Raw genomic sequence first — 18988 nt, 5'->3', positions numbered from 1 at the left:
AATTTCCCTTTCTAGATAGTGATTACTGTCGCACACTCACTCTCTTCTTGAATAGTTACAAGTTTTACTGCTAAATCAATCTCGGCAGCAAGTTCTTTAATTGTTGATTTTTGATAAAAATCTTTAATCTTAATATCGATTTCAAATGTTTTCTGAATAAGTTTTAGCATAGTAACTCCTTTTAATGAATTCCCTCCTAAAGCAAAAAAGCTATCTAAAATTCCTATTCGATCTTTGCTGAAAAAAGTTTGCCACATTTCTACCAACTTCTCTTCTGTAGGAGTAGATGGTGTTACATATTTTACCAATACTGCATTTTCGTCATCCAGATCTTCTTCAAAAGCTTCACTATCATCAAAACTATCTATAAATCCTCCAGTACTTGATGTAGTTTCAGACATTGAAAAATCAAGGAGTTCAAAAGGATTTACTTTTACAGGTAATTTTGTTTTATTAAACACATATCCTGGTAAAGAAACTCTATATGGTTTTTGGCTTGTATAATATTCTTCCCAATTTATATCGACTCCATTTAACCATAACTCTCCTATTTTTTTCAAGATATATTCCTGATCATTAATTTCTTGTTTAGGATGTCTCACTAGATTTACCGCAACATTATTTGCATTTGGTGCATGTTCTTGCTGTTGGAATAATGTGGTAAGTGTATTTCCAGGTCCTACTTCTATAAATAAGGTATTTGTGTCCTGTAACAAGGTCGTTATTCCATCTGAAAAGCGAACTGTATTTCTTAAATGATCTGTCCAATATTTTGAAGACATTGCTTCTTCTGAAGTAATGAGTTGCCCTGTCAAGTTTGAAACAAAAGGGATTTTAGGTTCCGAAAATGTAACTTTATCTAATTCCTTTGTAAACTTATCTAGTACTGAATCCATTAGGAATGAATGTCCTCCAAGTGAAATTCTTAATTTAGAACAGGAAATTTCTTCTTTTTCAAACACTTCAATTAATATATCTATAGCACTTTCAGTGCCTGATAACACGCAAGACTCTGGAGAGTTTACAACGGCTACAGATAGGTTTTTATTTAAGTAAGGTTTGATTTGCTCTTCAGAAAGAGATACACTTAGCATACTGCCTTTTGGCGTTTCATTCATTAATGAAGCACGCTTAATGACGAGTTGTAATCCTGTCTCAAATGAAAAGACACCACTTAAACATGCTGCTACATACTCTCCTGTACTATGTCCAATTAATTTATCTGGAGTCACGCCCCACTTCATCATCAATTTTGCTAGAGCATATTCAAAAACAAATACGATAGGTTGTGTGTATTCATTTTTATTGATATCAATAGCTGGGTTAGGATGAGTAGCATACATTACTGAAGCTATATCTGCGCCTGTTACTTCTTTAATAATCCCAAAACCTTCATCCATCAGTTCTTTAAAGTAAGGCTCGTTTTCATAAAGATCTTTTCCCATATGAAGGTATTGAGCTCCAGAACCTGTACACATAAATACGATATTCCGTTTTGAAGTTAACTTACCTGAATAGATAGATTCACTTTGAGGGTCTTTTAATATTTCCAGCGCATTTTCACGCGAATTAGATACCAAAAATCTATTATATTTAAATTGATTCCTACCTACCTGTAATGAATATGCAATATCTCTAAGATTATTTCCTTTAGTATTTTCTAAATACGAAGTGAGTTTTTCTTGATATGCATTTAATGATCCTGAAGATTGTGCAGAAAAACGTAAAAGTTGATACGAGTTATCTTGAACTGTTTTATCCTTTACAGGTGCTTCCTGTAGTATAACATGTGCATTATTTCCTCCTATTCCAAAACTACTCACTCCAGCTCTTAATGGAGCATTATCTTTAGACGTCCATTTTGCTGTTTCTGTTTGTACTTTAAAAGGTCCTGATTGAAAGTTAATTTCTGGATTAGGTGTTTCAAAATGCAATGAAGGAGGTAGTATTTTATGTTTTAACGCTAAGGTGGTTTTAATCAGCCCCGTAATTCCTGCAGCAGCATCCAGATGCCCCATATTTGTCTTTACAGATCCTAGTGCACATTCGTGTGCGCTGTTATATCCAAAAGATTTATTGAGTGCTTCTACTTCTATAGGATCGCCAAGTTTTGTTCCTGTACCATGTGCTTCTACATATGATATCGATTCTGGGGTCACATCTGCAATTAAATGGGCTTGTTTGATACATTCATACTGTCCATTAATACTAGGGGCAGTATATCCTACTTTCCTATTCCCATCATTATTTACAACAGAAGAACGGATCACAGCATAAATCTGATCATTATCCCTAATAGCATCTTCTAATCTTTTTAAAACAGCAACCCCTACCCCTTCTCCAGATACAATCCCTGAAGAATCTTTATCAAATGCCTTACAGTGACCATCTTTAGAATTTGTCATTCCTTCTTGATAAAAATGTCCTTGATAAGGTTTTGAATATATTCTTACCCCTCCAGCTAATGCCATTGAGCATTCACGCATTAATAAAGAACGACATGCTTGATGTACTCCTACCAACGAACTTGAACATGCTGTATCTATGTAATAGCTAGGGCCTCTTAAATTCAAGTTATAAGAGATAAGTGTACTGATAAAATTCTTATTAGATATTTGGTTTAAAAAGAAAGAATTTACATTATCGTTATTAGCAATAAGTGTGTACGCTCTCCAATTAATATTATCTGCTGCAGACAAGAACAATCCTATTTTATCTTTATAAACTTTAGGATTATAGCTAGCATCTTCTAATGCTAACCAAACTTGCTCATGCATCATTCTAATTTGCGGATCCATAGCCATCGCCTCCTGTTTTGTATAGCCAAAAAATGAATAATCAAAACTATTAGGGTCCTCTATAAAAGATTGTGCCTTTACTAAATGTGGATTTGCTAAGTTTTCTTCACTAACTCCTACTGCTCTTAATTCGTCATCTGTATAGAAATGCGTGAGTTCTTCTCCATTTACTAAATGGTTCCAGAATTCATTAAGATTTTCTGACTTTGGATATTTGCCAGAAACTCCTATAATTGCAATATCTTTTTTTCTAATTTTATTTTCCATTGTATCTAAAATTATATTATCCTACATTAAATTTATAAATTCATCTAAAGCTTCTGAAATATCTTCTGGTTCTTCAATTTCATTTTGTTCTTGAGATTCTAACATTTCTAAATATTGAATAAACTCATTTACATTAGGGTTCTCAAATAAGGAGACCACCTTTACCTCTGTCTCTAATTGCTTATTAATTTCATTAAGGATTTTGACTATTTTGATAGAATTTGCCCCTAAGTCAAAGAAGTTATCTAGTATACTTATGCTATTAGGATCTTTTCCTAATTGCGTTGCTATAATTTGAATAATTATTTTTTCTTTCTCCGTTTGTGGAGCTATATATACTTTCTCACTAGCCACCTTAGAACCTGAAGTATAAGTCAATGCTTTCTTATCTATTTTACCATTAATAGTAATAGGTAATTGCTTAAGCGAAATAAATTCTGAAGGAATACTATAATGCGGTATTATACCTTTGAGAAATGTTCTTAATTGTTCTAGCGACACTTCTTCTTTAGTAACTATATAAGCTATTAAACTCTTAATATTATATTGATTAACATCTGTCATTACAACAGCTTCATTAATCAATTCGTGACTGACTAAAGACTGTTCAACTTCTCCTAACTCTATACGATATCCATTAATTTTTACTTGATCATCTTTTCTACCTATAAATTCAATATTACCATCCGGTAACCATCTACCTATATCACCTGTTTTATAGAGACGCTCTCCTTTTTTATAAGGATGATTCATAAACTTTTCTTTTGTAAGATCTGGTCTATTTAAATATCCTTTAGCTAATCCAGCTCCGCCAATACATATTTCACCTACAACACCAACGGGAACTATTTTATCATTTTGATCTAAAATAAATGTTTGTGTATTTGCAATAGGAACCCCAATAGGTATATTTCCTTTTGGTAGGTTCTCTCCTTTACGTAATCCATACATAGAAGAGCAAATACTAGTTTCTGTAGGTCCATAAGCATTATAATAATTACCTAATTTCAGATACTCCTCTACTTTAGTATATACTGGTGATTCTCCAGCTGTAATTAATGTTTTAAGTCTGCTCAATGATTTAACATTCATAAGGCTTAAGTACGATGGTGGGATTGTAGCTACATCTATTTTTTCATTAATGATATAAGTTTCTAACAGTTTAGGATCTTCTCTATGTTCTTTATCTATAACACATAAACAAGCGCCAGATAAAAGTGCAGTGAAGATCTCTGATATAGAAGCGTCAAAAGAAAAAGAAGCAAATTGCAATCCTCTATCATAATGCGTAATTCCAAAAAGCTCTATTTGAGCTAGAATCGTATTTAGTATTCCTTTATGCTCTATAATAACCCCTTTAGGATTTCCTGTAGATCCTGAAGTATATATAATATAGGCAAGATCATCAGGAGAAAGACATATATTAACAACTGTGTCTTGATATGTTGCAGGTTCAAAATCTTTTTCGATATCTAAAACAATTCCTTCAAAATTAGCTTGTGCAGACACACTACTTGGATTACCAATTAATAAGCAAATCTTAGTATCTTCATAGATATATGACTTACGAGATGCCGGATGCTCTATATCAATAGGAATATATACAGCACCCGCTTTCATAATCCCTAAAATAGCTATAATAACAGAATCACTTCGATCTAGTTGAACCCCTATAAAATCTCCTTTTGACACTTGATAATCATCTCTCAAACAATGTGCAAATTGATTTGAAAGTTTGTCTAACTCCTCATAAGTGTATGATGTTTCCTTAAATAATAATGCCATATTATCAGGAGTTTGTACTACTTGAGAATTGAAAAGATCCATAAGTGTTTTATCTTTAGGATATATTGTAGTATTAGCATTAAAATCTACAATAAGCTTTTGTTTCTCTGCTTCTGAAATATAATCTATCTCTTTTATTTTTTGATCTGGATTTTGTAAAACAACATCTAATAATTGTTTATAATGCTGCATAATGGTTCTCACAGCCTCCTGAGAATATATATCCGTATTATAGGTAATACTAAAAGCCATATAATCACCCTCCTCTTTGAAGGCTATATCCATATCAAACTTAGATACCTTAAATCCTTTATCCTCTATTTTTTGAAAAGCATCTGCATTTAAACTGGTATTTTCTTTAATCTCTCTGATATTCTGCAACATCAACATCACATCAAATACAGCACTCCTACTTGTGTCATTTCTTATATCTAAATCATCTACTAATCTATCAAAGGGATACATTTGATGCTCATATGACAATAATGTATTTTCTTTAACTCGATTATAAAAAGATGCAAAACTCTCTTCTGGAAGAATTTGATTTCTTAAAGGCAATGTGTTCACATAAAAACCTATTTGGTCATTTAAGTCTGCATGATCTCTCCCAGCAACTGGAGTTCCAATAATAATATCGTTTTCTGAAGTATATTTTTGAAACAGAATATTCCAAGTTGCTAATAATCCTATAAATAAGCTTCCTCCTTCACGTTGTCCAAAAGCTTTTAAACTACTCGTAATATTTGAAGGTATATATGTTTTTAGACTATTTCCAGCATAGGTTTTAACCGCAGGTCTAGTATTTTGAATAGGTAAATCTAACGTAGGTAATTCTCCTGACAATGCCTTTAACCAATATTCTTTATGTCCATTATTTTTTTCTTGTTGTACTTCTTTTTGCTGCCAAGTTGCATAGTCTCTATATTGAATTTTTAATGTCGGTACTTCTAACTTTTTTCCTTCTAGGTAATATTCATAGAATGCAAGAACGTCTTTTGCTAATACATTCATTGACCATCCATCACAAATAATGTGATGCATATTGTAATAGAACATATAATCCTCATCAGAAAGTTGTAATAAACTAACTCTTAACAGAGGTCCATTTTCAAGATCAAATGGTACATATGCATTTTCTCTTATATATGATTTTGCAAGTTCTTCTTTATGAAATACAGATCTATAATCAACATACTCTACAGAAAAATTTAGTTCTTCAGTTGTTTTTACAACTTGTCTTACCTCTCCATCATCATTTACTCTAAATACCGTACGTAATATTTCATGTCTATCTATAGCAGCATTCATTGCTTTTGAAAAACACTCGGCATTATATGTACCTTTTAAAGATACACTTGAAGGCATATTATATACTTCTGTTCCATTCGTAAATTGACTTAATACCCATAGTCGTCTTTGTCCATCAGATACGGGATAATCTTTTTTATCCTCTACTCTTGCAATGGGAGCATGTTTAGAGATTTCCGACGTATCTATTAAACTAGCATGAGTAGCTACCGTAGTATTTGAGAAAATTTCTTTTAGTCCTAATTTTACATCAAATATTTTATGATATTGATTAATTAATTGAGTTGCTTTTAAACTATGACCTCCTAATTCAAAGAAATCATCTTGAGTTCCTATTTTGTCTATTTGTAATATTTCTTCCCATATCGCAATTATTTGCTTCTCAGTATCATTCTTTGGAGCTACGTATACTGCTCTTGATGGTATATTTCCTGTGTTTAATTCAAGTAAAAAGTTTTTATCAACTTTTCCATTTGTTGTTAGAGGAATGGTATCTACTTCTACAATAGAAGCGGGTACCATATATTCTGGAAGTTTATCTTTTAGGTATGTTTTTAGATCTTCTACATTTTCTTTTTGAGATGAAACCACATAAGCAATCATTGTTTTTTCTTCCTCATTTTTATCATCTATCAGAACTACAGCTTGATCAATCGTTTTAAGATTAGTAAGTTGTTTTTCTACTTCTCCTAATTCAATTCTATACCCTCGTATCTTAACTTGATCATCCTTTCTTCCTTCATATATGACCTCACCATGAATAGACCATCTTCCAATATCACCCGTTTTATAAGATATATATTGATTTTTGTTCTTTATAAATCGTTCGTGTGTAAGTGTCGTTCTATTTAAATACCCCTTAGAAACTCCTGCACCAGTTATTACAATCTCTCCAGAAACACCTACATCGCAAATAACCCCTTCTGAATCTACAATATCAATAACAGTATTAGCTATAGGTTTTCCGATACATACTTCCGGTTGCTTTTTAGACATTTCTTTCACAATACACCCTACTGTCGCTTCTGTAGGTCCATATTCATTAAAAACACGTATCGCTGGATCAATCGCCCAAACTCCTTGTAATTGATTTTGAGTAAGCTGTTCTCCTCCGCATATTATTACTTTAATATTTGTCTTTGCTATAGGTAATTCTTTAAGTAAAGAAAGGTGAGATGGCGTTAACTTTAATGTATCTACTTCTGAGTGGCTAAAAGTTTCTATTAATAATTCATCAATTTCTTTTTCTTCAGAACCAATCCAAAGTTTTTTCCCTCTTGTAATACTTGTAAAAAGGGCCGTAACTGTTAAATCAAATGACACCGAGGTAACAAGTCCCCAATTCCCTATGTGTGATGTTTCAAAATAATAATCATTTGCCCAAAGAATATAATTTAAAAGATTACCATGATTAATAAGGCATCCTTTAGGATTCCCTGTAGATCCCGATGTGTAAATACTATATGCTGTATCATTAGAAACTACTTCAGGAAATTCTTGAATGACTGTACTTGATGTATATATACATTCTTTTGTTGGGTCTAAAGTACGGGCTATTGAAAACGTTAAGGGATTTGTACTCTTTTCATTGCTTATAAGAATAGCACTTTGACAGTCATCCAAAATAAATTGTATTCTTTCTTTTGGATATGAAGTATCAATTGGAATATAGTAACCTCCTGCTTTAAGAACTCCTAAAACACTTATCATAAAATACTCAGAACGGTCTAATAAAATAGCTACAGGGTCTCCTTTTTGAAGATGATATTCTTTTATCAAATATTGAGCAAATTGATCCGATTTTTCAGATAACTCCTCATAAGTTAGTGTCATTTCATTAGAGAATAACGCTATCTTATCTTTATCTAATTGTACCTGATTCTCAAAAACTTCTACAATAGAGTTGTAGGTATCATTTTCTTTTGCTGTATTATTAGAAACAGTTATAATTTCTTTTCCAACAGTACTAATAGCCTGAGAAGCAAAACATGACTGAAGTTGTGATATAATTACATCAATTGCTTTTTGAGTAAAGACATTACTATCATAATACAACTCTAAAACAAGTCTATCTCCATAATTAACAGCATTTACTTTTATCTCAAATGCGTCTGTAACGCTATATATATCTTGTATTTTAAAATTATTTTGAGAATTTGTATTTTCATTTACGTCAATATATTCAAAACAATATTTAAAAATCGGCGCTGTAGTATTATCCATTCTATTTAGATAAAAATAGTCTGACCACATTCCAATTTCATCTATAGATTTCTGAAGTGACTTCTCTACGTCTTCTCCTAATAATTGTTCAAGATCTTCAAGATGTACTGGAAGCGATTTTGCTACTAGTCCAAATGTGTGTTCTAACTCTGCATAATATCTCTTGTAAGGAATGTATCCAAGGGTACATTGATCTTTCTCAAATTGTGATAAGTACGCAACATATTTGGATAAGATATGGGACTCTAAAGAATAATTGTTTTGAGAAGCTATGTTTTTTAACTCCTGATACTTATCCCCTTCTATAACACATATAGGTTGTCTCTGAGGAGTAAACTGTCCTTCTTGAACTTCTTTAAACGGTAAGATTTCTTTTGAAATATCGACCGTATAGTTTTTCCAAAAATTTACTCCCTCTTCTTCTGGATCATTAAACAATTGTTGTTGCCAAGCTGCAAAGTCTTGATATTCTACGACCTCTTTTTCTTCATTTTCATAAGCACCCTCGTCTTGTATTGCTTTATATAATTCATTACATACATACGTAGTACTATATGTATCTGCCCAAAGTGAAAACAAACGAATTACTAAAACTTGATTGCCATTTGTATCTGTAAGTAAGCAAACCCTTAAAGCAGCACTTGTCATAGGGTTGTAATCACTACTTAAGTAGGACGCTGTTGCCGCATTAATTGTTGTTGTGTCTAGAGAACTAACTGTCTCTTCATATACATTTACTTGTTGTCCCTCAGATACTGATTGTACAGGAAATGTAGCACCAGGTACAGTACTCATTTTAAACAGCAATGTTTCATTTTTACGAACCACAAGTGTTAAAACACGACGCAATTTATCTATAAGCAACCTATCTTCTAGATCAATAACAACCTGATTATAATACTTTTCTAGATTTTTGCTAGCTACACTCCATAAATTCATTTGATTTATAGAAAGTTGGTACCCTTCTACAGTATTTAGGTTTTCTTTTTCCATGATATTGGTATCTGAATTAGTTATACTTTTAAATGTTCTGAATGCTACAGAACAATGATGAGTTATTTTATTGTACTAGAATAGTGATGCAATAATTTGCCTACTGCCTTCGTAAGGGTTTCTTCCATGAGACATGAGCATATTATCTAAAAACAATACATCCCCCTTCTCCCAAGGAAAGATTACTGTTGCTTTTGAGTATGCTTCTCGTATCTCTTCTATTTCTGCTTTGGAAATTTCACTTCCATCTCCATAAAAGGTATTATTCGGAAGTTGATCATCTGTTTCTACAAGATTAAAGAAAGACGCTTCCAATGCATATTTATTAAAGAAATATGCATGATTAAACCATAGTTGTTCTCCTGTAACTGGATGCTCCCAAATAGCTTTCTTATTCCATGTTAATACCAAGTTTGCATCACTTTTCCACTCATAAGAAATTCCTTTCTCATCACATTCTGCTTGTACTACTTCCTTATCTTCTGTTTGAAAAACTTCTTGCCAGGATAACCCAAAAGCCTCATTTAGATTTCTAACATATTTTACTCCTTTTTCTTGAAACTTTTTTCGGGTAGTATCACTTAAATAGTGTAATACTTTTTTATTATCTGCTATTGGAGTTTCTCCTCTTTGATCTGCTGGATCTATACAACAGAATACAATATTACTAGGATGATTAGGCGCATAAGAACTTTCGCTATGCATCTCAATACTATATTCTTTAGGATATGTAGTAGTATGATATACATTTTTTCCTACAGAATATCTAGGAGATGATCTTAAGTTATATTCTAATGGCGTTTCGGCATAAAGTTTACTGAATTTTTCAAATTTCTCTACGGTATTGATATGAAAACCTCTAAAAAGAATAGCTCCATATTTTTTTACTTTATTTTCAAACTCAATTCTATTAGCTGCCACCCAATCGTTCAATTGCATTCCAGCAGTAGAAGGTTTTACAACTAATGGAAATCCTTTTTCTTCAGACCATACAGTACAGTTTACTGTTGGATTCTTTGTTACTTTTTGAGCTTTTATACTCTTTAACTTTTGTATACTACTTATCATAACCTTATGTTTTTACATACAGTAATGTTACTGCACGATTTGCTGTTAGAAATATCTATGTTTATTGGTATCAGTTTAAGGCAGGCTGAGTACGCTTTCGCGAAAGCGTACCTAACCATCATACACACTATATGCGTAGTAAAAGTGTACATATAGTCTATTTGCCTATAAATAAATCATTGCATGTGTCTCGATTGCTACAAGTTGCAATAGATGTCATTATTTTTTGACAAGTTTGAATTTACTCACGTTAAGATTTCTAAGGTGTTGTTTCGTCTCTTTTTGGAAGTCAACATCACTTATTTTTTCTTGTCTATTTTTTAATAATTGTGATAATAAGTGTTTAAAGTCGTTCATTAACACTTGAATTGAACTTTGATTATATAAGTCTGTATTGTAATTAATATCAAAGTATAAATAGTTTCCTATTTCTTTAAAATTGATAAGCAAATCTAGCTTTGCTCCTCTTTGATCTTGAACTATGATTTGATCAATTTCTTGCTGAGTAAGCTTTATATTTTTATCATTTTCTCCTGTATTATGATACGAAAGCATCACATCATACAAAGGGTTACGACTCGTATCTCCTTTTATATTTAAATCATCTATAAGATTATCAAAAGGATACATTTGATGTTTGGTATTTTCAAACATACATTCATTTACTTTGGAAAATGTTTGATCAAAATTTTCTTCTGGAATCATTTGATTTCTAATAACCATGTTATTAAAATAAAGACCAATTTGATTTTCTAAATCTACATGGTCTCTCCCAGCTATTGGAGAACCAATTATAATATCTTTTTGGTTTGTATATCTATACAATAAGATATTCCAAACAGTAAGTATTCCTGTAAATAAAGTTCCTCCGTTTGTTTTACAATATGTTGACAATGCATCTGTTAATGTATCTGAAATTAACGTACGTAATGTCTGACCGTTATTTGTTTTTACTTTTGGCCTTACTTTTTGACTAGGAAGATCTAATGTTGCTTTATCTCCAGAAAGTTTTTGTAACCAATACTTTTTATGATCATCAAAAGCACCATTTTCTAACTGTTGTTTTTGCCAAGCTGCAAAATCTTTATATTGAATTTCTAATGTTGGTAATGTTACTTCTGTATTATTTTTAAACGCATTATAATACGTTAATACATCTCTCTTTAAAATACTTTTTGAGACACCGTCTCCGATAATGTGATGTATATTATAATAGAAAACATAATCACTATCTGATAACTGTAATAAAGCAATTCTTAAAAGAGGCCCTTTTTCCAAATCAAATGCTTGTAAAGCATCATTACTCATATACTCAGCGATGACATTTTCTACATTATCAACACCTCTAAAATCATGTTCTTGTATCGTAAATTCTATTTCTTCAGGCGTTAATATCCATTGTCTCACTTCAGAATTCTCATCTCTTTTAAATACTGTTCGCAAGGTTTCATGGCGATTTATCACAGCATATATTGCTTTTTTAAGAGATGGTATATCATAACTTCCTTCCAGAACAAGATGCGCAGGCATATTGTAAGAAATATTGCTTTCTTCAGACTGACTTAAAATCCACATACGATATTGTGCGCTTGAAAGTGTATAATTGGTCTGATTTTCTACAGGTTTTATTTTCTGAATGATAGTTTCTTTTTCAGTTTCTGTCTCAAACAACAGATTACAATGCTCTTCAATTGTTTTGTTTATAAAGAGATCTCTTAACTCTAATTTAATTCCATACTCTTTATGATAACGAGTAATGAGTCTCGTGAGTTTAAGACTATGTCCTCCAAATTCAAAGAAGTTATCTAAAACACCTATACGTTGTCTGTCTAAAATTTCTTTCCAGATAGTAACGAGTTGCTCTTCATTTGTATTTCTTGGTGCTACATATCCTTCTGAATCTCTTCCCTGAGTAGTTACTTTTGGCAATGCTTTTTTATTAATTTTCCCATTAGATGTTAATGGCATTTCATCTAATACCATACAAATAGAAGGTACCATGTATTTAGGTAAATTTTCTGACAAGAACTCTTTAAAATCATCTAATGTAAAGGTATCTTTAAGTACTACATAAGCGACTAACTCTTTACAATAATACGTATCTTCATGTACAATTACTGTGGCTTGATTTGCATATGGACATGCATTTAAAGCTGTTTCAATTTCTCCAAGCTCTATTCTAAATCCTCTAATTTTTATTTGCTTGTCATTCCTTCCTAAGTATTCTATATCTCCACTAGGTAATCGTTTTGCTACATCTCCCGTTTTATATACTCTTTCTTTAGGATTAAAGGGATTTGTCATAAATCGTTCTTCAGAAAGTTCTGGACGATTTAAATATCCTCTTGCAACTCCTGCCCCAGAAACATACAATTCGCCAGCAACTCCCATAGGAACCAACGATAAGTTTTCATCTAGAATATAACAACTCATCGTAGGAATAGGCTTTCCAATATCACTGATATTAAGCTCAATCTCTCGGGCTCCAATTTCTTTAAAAGTTACGTGTACCGTTGTTTCTGTAATACCATACATATTAATGAGTTTACAATCTGGATACTGCGCTATCCAAGGCTTTAAGGCTCTAGGCGTAAGTGCCTCTCCTCCAAATATTACATAACGCACATCCATAGATGGACGCATATTTGTTATTTCTTCTTGTAATGCATTAAATGCCGATGGTGTTTGATTAAGAACTGTCACCTTTTCTTCAGATAATAGTGCTACAAAAGCTTTGGTATCTTTTGCTACTAGTTCTGGAACAATGACTAATTTTCCACCATATAATAACGCTCCAAAAATCTCCCACACAGAAAAGTCAAAACAATAAGAATGGAATAAACACCATACATCTTGTTGATTAAAATCAAACAATGGTTGTTCTGTAAAGAATAATCTCACTACATTTTCGTGTTCTAACAAAACTCCTTTAGGTAGCCCTGTTGTTCCTGATGTATAGATTACATATGCAAGATTAGATAGTGGAAAAGCTATATTTAGATTTGACTCATCATAAGTAGCAATATCTGATTCAATTTGATCTAGATTTATGATCGTACGTTGATCTTCCAATTTGACACTATTAGCACTCTTAGTACTTACAAGAACTATATTAGAATTTATATCATTTAGAATATAATTAATACGTTCGGCGGGATATTCAGGGTCAATAGGCACATATGCCCCTCCTGCTTTTAAGATTCCTAATATGCCTACAATCATTTCTAAAGAACGATGGATACACATACCCACCATCTTTTCAGGCCCGACGCCTTGTTCTTGTAAATATCGTGCAAGTTGATTTGCTTTTTCATTTAATGTTTGGTAACTCAAGGTTTCTCCATTTATAGATACTGCAATAGCATCTGGAGCAGCAATAGCTCTTTCTTCAAAAATATCAACAATATTTTTTTCTTTTGAATATCCTATATCAGAAGTATTATATGTCTCTGTAAGTGCTACCCCATCTTCCTTACTAAGCACATTAAGATCTTGAATAGTCGTTACATTTCCTGCTACTATTTCACATAAAGCAGTTCTAAAATGTGCTGTGAGCATTTCTACGTATGCTGCTTCCATTATAGAGCTATTAAAGGTAAAATCAATAACTAACTTTTCCTTTAACATAGGTTGTATAGAGAGTAGGTAATTATTATTCTCTTTTACATTGACACTATCAATTTCTAATACGGGTTTTTGATTACCGTCACCTCCTTTAGAAGGGTAATTTGTAAACGATAATAATGAATCAAAGCAATCTCCTTTTATTTCATTCCATTGTTGAATTTTATTCAGTGACGTATGTTGGAAATTTCTAGCTTCAACCGAAGTTTTTTGAAGAGTTGCTAAGAAATCAGAAATGGTCTGACTATCTTCTATTTTTGCTCTTAACGGAATCGTATTAATATATAATCCAACTTTACTATCATAATTCAATTCTGCCGGACGACCAGAAACAGTAACTCCATATACCACATCTTTACGCCCTGTATATTTAGCTAAAAGCATCGCCCATACAGCTTGTGTTAGCGTATTTGCCGTAACATGTTGTGATTTTGAATAATTACTTATTTTTTGTGTGAGTTCTTTATCAAAATCAATAGTGATACGTTGATAGGCTCCTTTTCCTTTATTACGCTCATGAGATGCTTTACAGAAAGGAAGTAATGTAGGTTCATTAAAATCCTGCATGTAAGATTTCCAAAAAGCTTTTTCTTTAAAAGAATCTATTGACTTTATATAATTGATAAAATCTTCATACTTATCTTCTTCTTGTACTGGAAGTGCTACTTCATGCATAAGACTTGTATAAGCTCCTATCACTTCTTGTATAATCACTTGTCCGGACCAACCATCCCATAAAACGTGATGTTTTGTCCAGATCATTTTATAGGTGCTTTCATCAAATTTGACAATTGTAATACGCATTAATGGAGGGTTTGTAAAACTAAAATCTTTAAACCTATCTTCATCCTTAAGTGCTTTATAAGTAGTCTCTTTTACACTATCTGATTCTTTCGTTAGATCTACAAATCGTAAAGGGACTTCTACCTCTTTATTTACAAACTGAATAGGAACATTTACTTTATCATAGATAAATCCTGTTCTAAGAATTGTATGATTATTAATCACATATTGCCACGCCTTTTTAAACATTTCGACATCAAGCTTTGAAGAAAATCCCACATCAAACTGTGTATGATACGTAGTATTCCCTTTTGCTTCACTATTATATAAATAGGTGCTATGGAAAAGAATTCCTTCTTGTACTGGACTTAAGCCATACATAGATGAAATATTTTTTCTATCTAATTTAAAATCTTCTTTCTTTAAATAAGCAATAATAGCTGCTTTATTCTCTTTGATAAAAGAAGTGATATCTGGTCTATTGGTGATCATTTTAATATCTTCAGATGTCAGCTTTCCTTCTTTTCCTAATAAGAGTAAATCTTGTCCATTCACCTTAAGTTGTAATCCAAGGCTTTTTAATTGTTTAATAAACTTTTCCATGATTATAATAATATCTTTTCCTGTATGGACATCATTATTTCATCATAATGATATCTTTTTGATTGTTGATGTGGTTAAAAAATGAAATTAGAATACGGCAATGCCTCGTAAGGCACCTGCATCCTGATGTTGTGTAGCCGTATTGAGAATATCTTCTAGAATTTGTAAAAAAGAAGCTATCGTATCAGATTCAAAGTATAAATCATTATACGTGAGTATAAATTCATAGGTGTCTTCTTTTTCTTGTACCAAAAGGTTGAGGTCGTATTTCCCCAGTCCTTGGTTTTTGTGATGACCTGGTAGATTTTCACCTTCAACTACGACATTATAATCATCATAGAGGTACAATACATCAAACAAAGCGGTTCTACTCATGTCTTTTTGAGGATTAATTTCCACCACTAGCTTATCAAAAGGAATCCCTTTATTTTTTTCTGCAGTCTCCCATGTATTTTTTACAACAGTACAGGCCTCAGAAAGTGTCATTTCATTTTCAATTACCGATCTTAATACAACAAGATTTTCTATAGGTCCTACAGTAGTTTCTGTAAGATTATTTCGCATGTTCATTAATGTACCTATAACGATATCTGAAAGTTCTGAAAATTTAGCTAAAGCCTTTTTATAAGCCGCCAAACTAGCCATATGAACTGTTGTTCCTTCTAATGCTGCAAAAGATTGTAATGTATCTTTATCATAAGAAAACACTCTCGTTGCGGTCTCATAAATATGTACTGGAACACGCTTTACATCTTCAGGAAGATATAATACTTGAATATCTGACAATTGCTTTCTCCAATATGCTACCTGCAATTCTGTCTCATAAGGGTCTATAGCTTGTTGCCATTCTGAAAAATCTTTGTATTGCATTGTAAATCCTAAAGTATCTTCAGGTGCATTTACATAACTTAGAAAATCTTCTTTTAGAATTCTAAGACTATATCGATCTACAAGAGTATGATGCATTACAAACAATACTGTTGTTTGATTTTCTTTTTGCTCATAAAATCCTTTTAACAATAACTCATTTTCAAAATCAAATGAGACCTTTCTAAGTTCTTCTTGGTGCTCTTTTACATCACTTATTTCTTTAAATAATTTAAAAATTGTAGCGTCATCTGGTTCTGTAATAACTTGAAAAATCTGATCCCCTTTTCTTACTATTTTAGTTCTTAAAATAGCATGTCGATTTACCAATTGCTTAAATGCATTTTGTAGTATCGGAATACTTACATTTTCATGTACCGTAAAACATAACGGTATATTGTGATATACAGGACCTCCTTCATAGAGATAATCTCTCTCAAAATGGTCTATAAACCACATCCTCTGTTGATGGTAGGATACTGGTAATTTCATAGGTTTTGTATTAAAAAATTAATGATGTTATGGAAAGATCGATACAACATCTTTTGATATGATACCTTAAACAGGTAATAGTGGTGTGTTTTTATACGCTTTCGCGAAAGCGTACTCAGAAACATTAGAATTAAAGATGAAAATTATCACTTCTAAAGAGTTTTGAACAGCTAATCCATCTTCTTAAATACAGAGACTCGATGAATAGCATCAAGCCTCCATATTCAAAAGCTAATAATCCAATAATTCAGCTGTAAATTCTTTTTTATCTACTATTCCTTCTAGTAATGCAACTTGTTGCACAACCCCTTCTAATATTGGATCTCCATGAACAATCAGTTTTGCAACTGTTGACTTTTTTAATCCAATAAGCTTATTTATTTTACGTGTATCTTTCATAATTAAAGTATTAGTGTTAAAAAATAGTTGTTAGTAAAAAGCCATCGTAGGTTTGATCTTTTTATATATTCAGGACTAAAATCTTAGGACACTTGTATCTTTAGAGCTTTCTTGAGTTTCTGATTCAAATAATTCATCAAACTCTTTAAAATCTAATTCGTTACTCAATCCAAAATCAGAAGGCGTTACCTCACTTACTTCCTTATTGATACAATGTTCTATCAGGCGTATTAAATTTTGGGTATATGTATTAGCTAGTTTCTGAACGGTTTCTTCTTGATATTGCTCTTTCGAATAATCCCAAGAAATCCTTAGCGCATTACCCACAATAATTGCTTTTACAACAAACTTTTCTTCTAATAAAGCTTTTGGTGTTATATGCTCACCTGCATACTCTGAAGCTGCAGTAAAATTGGTACTTTGGCTTAGCACATTATCAATTTGACCCAAATAGTTAAAGACAACATCCCAACCACAGTTTTTAAGTGAATTACGAATTTCTGCAGAAGGATGTAAATAACGTAAACAACCATATCCCATTCCCTTGGTTGGAATTTTACGTAATGCTTCTTTAACAGATTTAATAATTTCGCCATCTGCTACTGCATTTTCTTTTGATAGTACAACAGGGTATTTATTTGTAAACCATCCTGTAGTACCTGCAAGATCTATATCTGGAAAAATATTTTCTCTTCCATGACCTTCAAAACCTAATGCCAAACGTTGTGTACCAAAGACTTCTTCAAAGGTGATTTGTAATGCACTCAACATCAAATCATTGATTTCTGTATTATAGGCAGTATTTACTTCCTTCAATAAACATTGTGTATACTCTTCATTTAAAATAGCTTCTACTGTATGCATAGTTTCTCTTGTAGGTTTTCCTGCAGTAAGATCTGTAGGAATTGGGGTATAATTTGTATTGATTTGTTGCCAATACTCTAATTGTGCCTCAATTTCTTCGGTCTCTGTGAAGTTTTTCAGTTTGTGTATCCAATCTCTAAATGAATTAGTTTTATATCCTAAATACGTTTCTTTATCAATGGTTGTCTCTTTTAATAAACTTTCTAGATCATCTATAATAAATCTCCATGAAACACCATCTATTGCTAAGTGATGTGACACCATAAAAAATCTATTATGTGTTTCAGAATCTGGTGTTTCGATAAGGACAAATCGAGCTAAATCACCTGTTTCAATATTCAATGACTCTTGATACGTAGTACAAATAGAAGTGATGGCTTCTTCAAGGTTTACATCTTTTGCTATAGATGCTGTTCTAAATAAATCTGTAGGTGTTCCATAAAACTGTTTCCATTCTTCTTCTTGTTGTACGACTTCTTTTTTATAGATACATCGTAAAGAATCATGACGTTGTGAAATTAAGCTGACAACTTCTTCTAATTTTTCTTTGGATATCGTTTTTTGGATTCCTAAAAGAATAGCTTGATTAAAATGGGATAGTGTTTCTTCTCCTTTTTCAAAAAACCATTGTTGTATTGGTGATATAGGAACTTCTCCTTCTAAAACTCCTTGTTCTGCTGTATTAAGTTCTTTATTATTTTCTTCTATAGCAACGGCAAGCTCTTCGATAGTTTGATAATCAAATAAGTCTTGTACTTGTACTTGATATCCTTTTTTCTTAGCTCTACTTACTACTTGAATAACAATAATAGAATCTCCTCCTAGTTCGAAGAAATTATCTGTAACCCCTACTTGTTCTTGATTCAATAAATCTTGCCATATCGCAACCAAGGCTTCTTCTATAGCATTGCTTG

Annotated in this window: 7 protein-coding genes; all 7 read right to left on the bottom strand. The window is 32.0% G+C overall.

The features are described 5' to 3' along the window. Positions 1-11: 11 nt before the first annotated feature. Entirely contained in the window at positions 12-3065 is a 3054-nt protein-coding gene (locus Q1A01_RS04520; protein WP_299676646.1) for a type I polyketide synthase, read from the bottom strand. Between the two features lie 21 nt (positions 3066-3086). Next, positions 3087-9374 (bottom strand): non-ribosomal peptide synthetase, encoded by a 6288-nt coding sequence (locus tag Q1A01_RS04515; protein WP_299676644.1) that lies wholly within the window; start codon positions 9372-9374, stop codon positions 3087-3089. A gap of 75 nt (positions 9375-9449) precedes the next feature. Continuing rightward, positions 9450-10442 (bottom strand): TauD/TfdA family dioxygenase, encoded by a 993-nt coding sequence (locus tag Q1A01_RS04510; protein ID WP_299676642.1) that lies wholly within the window; start codon positions 10440-10442, stop codon positions 9450-9452. A 219-nt stretch (positions 10443-10661) separates the two neighbouring features. After that, positions 10662-15452 carry a non-ribosomal peptide synthetase gene (locus tag Q1A01_RS04505; protein ID WP_299676640.1) on the bottom strand — a complete coding sequence of 1597 codons (4791 nt, stop codon included), beginning with the start codon at positions 15450-15452 and terminating at the stop codon, positions 10662-10664. An 87-nt stretch (positions 15453-15539) separates the two neighbouring features. Then, a complete protein-coding gene (locus tag Q1A01_RS04500; RefSeq protein ID WP_299676638.1) occupies positions 15540-16811 on the bottom strand; it encodes a condensation domain-containing protein in 1272 nt (423 codons plus the stop codon). A gap of 231 nt (positions 16812-17042) precedes the next feature. Further along, positions 17043-17210 carry a hypothetical protein gene (locus tag Q1A01_RS04495; protein WP_299676636.1) on the bottom strand — a complete coding sequence of 56 codons (168 nt, stop codon included), beginning with the start codon at positions 17208-17210 and terminating at the stop codon, positions 17043-17045. Between the two features lie 75 nt (positions 17211-17285). After that, positions 17286-18988, bottom strand: a 1703-nt coding sequence (locus Q1A01_RS04490; protein ID WP_299676634.1) for a condensation domain-containing protein, incomplete at its 5' end; no start/stop codon positions are given.

Source organism: uncultured Dokdonia sp. (assembly GCF_947492815.1).
Lineage (GTDB): Bacteria > Bacteroidota > Bacteroidia > Flavobacteriales > Flavobacteriaceae > Dokdonia.
Note: the sequence above shows the minus strand (reverse complement) of the source record. Positions and strands in the feature narration are given on the sequence as shown.